At 55.0% G+C, this 5,057-nt stretch carries 5 protein-coding genes; 2 read left to right on the top strand and 3 right to left on the bottom strand.

The annotated features are described in order from the left end of the window. Positions 1-171 precede the first annotated feature (171 nt). Both murB and birA read left to right on the top strand, forming a co-directional pair. Positions 172-1,200, top strand: a complete 1,029-nt coding sequence (gene murB, locus HX884_RS25190) for a UDP-N-acetylmuramate dehydrogenase (protein ID WP_061772725.1) — start codon at positions 172-174, stop codon at positions 1,198-1,200. Further along, complete coding sequence (birA, locus tag HX884_RS25195) at positions 1,197-2,159, top strand: bifunctional biotin--[acetyl-CoA-carboxylase] ligase/biotin operon repressor BirA (protein WP_013099224.1); 963 nt, start codon at positions 1,197-1,199, stop codon at positions 2,157-2,159. The genes murB and birA overlap by 4 nt, the downstream gene beginning before the upstream one ends. Before the next feature lie 97 nt (positions 2,160-2,256). On the opposite strand, the gene bcsG is transcribed toward birA, so the two are convergent. The 3 genes from bcsG to bcsE all read right to left on the bottom strand — a co-directional run. Beyond that, on the bottom strand, positions 2,257-3,936 hold the full coding sequence (gene bcsG, locus HX884_RS25200; protein ID WP_013099223.1) for a cellulose biosynthesis protein BcsG: 1,680 nt from the start codon (positions 3,934-3,936) through the stop codon (positions 2,257-2,259). Then, complete coding sequence (bcsF, locus tag HX884_RS25205) at positions 3,929-4,126, bottom strand: cellulose biosynthesis protein BcsF (RefSeq protein WP_028027931.1); 198 nt, start codon at positions 4,124-4,126, stop codon at positions 3,929-3,931. The genes bcsG and bcsF overlap by 8 nt, the downstream gene beginning before the upstream one ends. Beyond that, on the bottom strand, positions 4,120-5,057 hold a 938-nt coding region (bcsE, locus tag HX884_RS25210), incomplete at its 5' end, for a cellulose biosynthesis protein BcsE (protein WP_178328960.1). The genes bcsF and bcsE, both read right to left, overlap by 7 nt.

Consider the following 5,057-nt stretch of genomic DNA (forward strand, 5'->3'; position numbering starts at 1 on the left):
TGGTAGTGTGGGGTCTCCCCATGTGAGAGTAGGGAACTGCCAGGCATCAAATAAGTGAAGAGGCCATCCGAAAGGATGGCCTTTTTGCGTTTCTGCGCTGCACAAACTAATCCCCCACAACGTACTGCTTATACGGTAAACTACCTGCGTTTTTGCATCAGGATAGCGCCTATGAACCACTCCCTTAAGCCCTGGAATACCTTTGGTATTCAACGGAATGCTAATCACATTGTACGCGCCGATACGGCCCAGCAACTGCTGGATGCATGGCAACGCGCAACAGAAAACAACGAACCCGTACTGATTCTGGGCGAAGGCAGCAATGTCCTGTTTCTCGATGATTTTGCCGGGACGGTCATTATTAACCGCATCATGGGAATTGAGGTCGAAGAGTGCGCCGATAGCTGGCGTTTGCGCGTAGGTGCCGGCGAAAACTGGCATCAACTGGTGCAATACACCCTCGAAAAAGGGATGCCGGGACTGGAAAATCTGGCTCTCATCCCGGGCTGCGCGGGATCATCACCCATTCAAAATATCGGTGCGTATGGCATCGAACTCAAACACGTGTGCGACTATGTCGACTGCATTGAGCTGGCGACCGGTACGGCTCAGCGTTTAACGGCAGAGCAGTGCCGTTTTGGCTACCGTGACAGCATCTTCAAACATGAATATCAGGATCGCTACGTCATTGTCGCTGTGGGCCTGCGTCTGTCCAAAACCTGGCAGCCGGTGCTGACCTATGGTGATTTAACGCGCCTCGATCCGGCAACCGTCACCCCTCGCGATGTGTTTGACTCGGTTTGCCATATGCGCATGACCAAGCTGCCCGATCCCAAAGTAAACGGAAATGCCGGCAGTTTCTTTAAAAACCCGGTCATAAGCAGCGAAAACGCGAAAGCATTGCTGGCTAAATGGCCTACTGCCCCGCATTATCCGCAGGCGGATGGCAGCGTGAAGCTGGCCGCAGGGTGGCTTATCGATCAGTGCCAGTTAAAAGGTACTACCGTGGGCGGCGCAGCGGTTCACCGTCAGCAGGCACTGGTGCTGATCAATCAACACGATGCGACCAGCGACGACGTGGTGCAACTGGCGCACCATGTGCGTCAGCAAGTGGGTGAGAAATTTAACGTCTGGCTGGAGCCGGAAGTCCGCTTCATTGGTCGTACGGGTGAAGTGAATGCTGTGGAGACTATCGCGTGAAGGACAATACCATCCCGTTAACCCTGATTGGCATCCTTGCCGACGGTGAGTTTCATTCTGGCGAGCAATTAGGCGAGCAGCTGGGCATGAGCCGTGCTGCCATTAATAAACATATTCAGACCCTCCGCGACTGGGGGGTTGATGTCTTCACCGTGCCCGGAAAAGGCTACAGCCTGCCGGAGCCCATTCAGCTCCTGAACGAAGAACTCATCCGCAGCCAGATAGGGCAGGGTAACGTGGCCGTATTGCCGGTCATCGATTCGACAAACCAGTACCTGCTGGAGCGGATAGGCGAGCTGGAATCAGGGGATGCCTGCGTTGCAGAGTACCAGCAGGCCGGGCGCGGCCGTCGCGGGCGTAAATGGTTCTCACCGTTTGGCGCAAACCTCTATCTTTCCATGTACTGGCGTCTTGAGCAGGGGCCTGCCGCCGCAGTGGGTCTGAGTCTGGTGATTGGTATCGTTATGGCGGAAGTTCTGCATGAACTTGGCGCGGATAAAGTACGGGTAAAATGGCCAAACGACCTTTACCTGAACGATCGTAAGCTTGCCGGCATCCTGGTCGAACTGACGGGAAAAACTGGCGATGCGGCGCAAATTGTCATTGGTGCCGGTCTCAATATGGTAATGAGAAATGTGCAAAGCGATGTGGTGAATCAGGCGTGGACCAACCTGCAGGAAGCGGGGATCACCATCGATCGCAACACGCTTGCCGTGCGTATGATTAAAGAGCTGCGTACCTCCCTGTCTCTCTTTGAACAGGAAGGGCTGGCATCGTTCCTGTCTCGTTGGGAAAAACTCGATAACTTTATCAACCGACCGGTGAAACTGCTGATTGGTGATAAGGAGATCTACGGTATCTCTCGCGGCATTGATGCACAGGGTGCCCTGCTCCTGGAGCAGGATGGCGTCATCAAGCCCTGGGTGGGCGGTGAGATCTCCCTGCGCAGCGCTGAATAAATATGCGCCCTACAGGATATTCCGCGAGCCTGAAAATGCTCGTCTGGCTCGCGGAACAATAATTCCCTCTCCCCGAGGGGAAGAGGGGCTGTAGAACTTACTGCGGATAAGGTACCCAGTCTCCGCCGTTCAGGCGAACGTACGGTTTGTTCTGGTACTGAATGACAACCGCATTCGCATTCTCTGACACTTCCGCGGTTTGCGGCAGATTGCTGGTGAGCTGATCCCAGTTCACGCTATCTTCCACAAACAGCTTACCATCGACCGCGCGGGCCACGAGCTCAGAGATGGCCAGATAGCTGACTGGCTGAGTGATCTCAATCGGTGCGCCCTGATGCGGTGCCTTCATACCAAAGAATTTAATCCCGGCAGGCACGTTGGTAATGGATGGGCTGGGGATATCGCGCAGGCCGGACACCTGCATTCTGTCGCCTTTCAGCGCCCCACCGTGCTCCGGAACGACAACCACCATCACTTTACGGCCAGATTTTTCCAGCTCAGTGAAGAACGCATCCAGCTCATCAAAGAACTTCTGCGCACGCACTTTGTAATCCGCCGTTTTGCTCACGCCCGGGAAATGGTTACCGTCGTGAAGGGGCAGGGTGTTATAGAACGTGGCGCTGCGCGGATTGCTGTCTTTTTCAATGGTCTGCAGCCAGCGCTGTAGCACGGCGGTATCGTCATAGACTGGCGAGCCGTCGAAGCCCAGCAGCGTGACCGGTAGCCCGGTTTGATCCATCAGCGGTGCCTGCATACCCCCTTCTTCACGTACCTCTTTCAGGAAGTTACCGAACTGACCGTTATGCCCAAGCATCAGATGCTGCGTAAAGCCCAGTTTCGCCAGGTTATCGAACAGATAACACTGGTTGCCAGCGGGCTGATACAAATTCTTGTGCGATGGCTGGCCGCAGCTTGCTCGCAGCAGGCGGATGGCCGCCGGGCCGCTGTACGAGGTGGCAGAGTTAAAGTCTTTAAACTGGATATCGAAATGCGACCACAGCGGGTGCGACATTAAACCAGCCGCATCAACGTCAGCCCAGGAGAGGGAGCAGATGTTAATTACCAGCAGTTCAAACGGCTGAGCATCTGCCGGGAGTGCATCCGGGAATTTAGTCTGACGCTTATCTTCCGCGGTGTAGAAGCTGGAAAGCCAGGCATTCAGGTTGGTTGAGGTCGGCGGTGCGGTCTGCGCTGGAATATCGCCCACCACCGGCGTGTCGCCAGCCGTGGCAACGGTTGCTGCCGCGCTTCCTCCGGTGGTGGTCACCGTGCTGGTCGGTTGACCGGCAGGCCACAGGGAAAAACTTGGCCCAGCCAGCGTCAGAACGTTCAGCCAAATCATAATGGCAACGACAAACACCGTGACGCGGATCCACTGTGACAGAAACAGCCAGGCAACCAGCAGCACAAAGACCGCGCCAATCATCTGCCAGTTAATAAAGCGCTCGGTCAGGTCGAGAATATAGCTGGCGCTAAACCCGGCGACCTGCGAACCCTGGCTCATGATGCTGTCCGGCCCCGGCAGCCAGGTGTCATGCCAGAACAGCGCAAAACCCAGCGGGATGGCAACCCAGTGACGCAAGCGATGCAGCCTGATATTGGGCAGCGGCATCAGCAGGAAAGCCATAAACACCAGGTTCAGCAGAGGATGGAAGTTCAGATAGCCAGCCCACAGCAGACCAAACTTCACCAGAAAGTAGAAGTTCCAGCCGGAAAGGCCGCGCCAGTATTGCCACAGAGGCGATGGTGACGAAGCGGTATAAGTTGAGTTAGTCATGTTTTCGGTCTGCCTTGACGTGTGTTGCCCGTGTCAGTGTTCCGGCTGGTTTGACATAGCGAGGTTTGCCAAAGGCCATTCTGGCCGTATCGCGAATACGGCGCAGTGAATGGCGTGCATAATAACCAAGCGGGAAAAAGATCAGCGCACAGAATACAACCAGTTGAATGATATCGCTGATATTCATGATGGTGCGTTCTCCCCATTCTCAGTTAATAAGCGAAGGGGTTCCGGAACCCGACGCCAGATATGGCCGTCATGCCGTGCATTGAGGATCGGTTTGACATCGCTCGTGACAGGTAGCGGTTTCACCCAGTTTTCAGGCGCGAGGGCACGCATCTGCACCAGCTCAGCGCTGATCAGATTGTCTTCGAACCAAATCATACGGTTTGAGAAAATATCCCCGGTAGGCAGCGGGAAGATGTGGTTCAGCGCGGTATCGAGATCGTTCACCCGACAAAAAGACAAAAACAGAACCAGGCGGTTGTCGCCAATCGTCATGATGTCCCCGGTACGGTTCGGGCGGCATAAGGTGAGCGCCTGTTCCACGCGGATCCCCGGTACAGGTCGCAGGGCAACCATTACCCCTTTCCCGTCTGCAGGAAGCAGCGTGTTGTTCATCATGTTGCCAACGGCATCGCAGAAGGTATCCCATTTCTGATAACCACGCAGTTTCATCGGCTGCGTCATGGAAAGCAGCGTGGAAATATCTTCCGGTACGTGGCGGTTGAACTGCTGCCCCTGGACACTTTCGATAAGCGTCAGGCAGCGTGACAGAGGGGCATTCCACGGGATAACCATGTTTGCGCCACAGCCCAAAAGCAGACGCTCATCCGTGGCACGCAGGCTGGTATTGTTTTCGCGTACCACAATTTTTAACGCGCTGCCGCGTTGACGACGTAAGGTATGAATTTGTCGTGTCAGCGTTTCAATCTGATTGTTCTGCATCAGCGAGAAAACAAGGGTTGCCGCCTGCGTCGTGCGGGCTTCATGAAAAAGCGCTTCATTGGACTCAAACAGGGACCAGTTTTCAGACAGCGCGGGCGCCCCCTCCAGTACCGCAATATGGGACTTTGTTGAATAAATCGAACTTTTGCTGAGTTGAAGGATCAGATCACGCA

Origin of the sequence: Enterobacter sp. SECR19-1250 (assembly GCF_013391025.1) — a bacterium.
Lineage (GTDB): Bacteria > Pseudomonadota > Gammaproteobacteria > Enterobacterales > Enterobacteriaceae > Enterobacter > Enterobacter cloacae.

Coding starts and splice junctions, on each gene's coding strand:
- murB (WP_061772725.1), top strand. CDS start 172: ATGAACCACTCCCTTAAGCCCTGGAATACCTTTGGTATTCAACGGAAT.
- bcsG (WP_013099223.1), bottom strand. CDS start 3,936: ATGACTAACTCAACTTATACCGCTTCGTCACCATCGCCTCTGTGGCAA.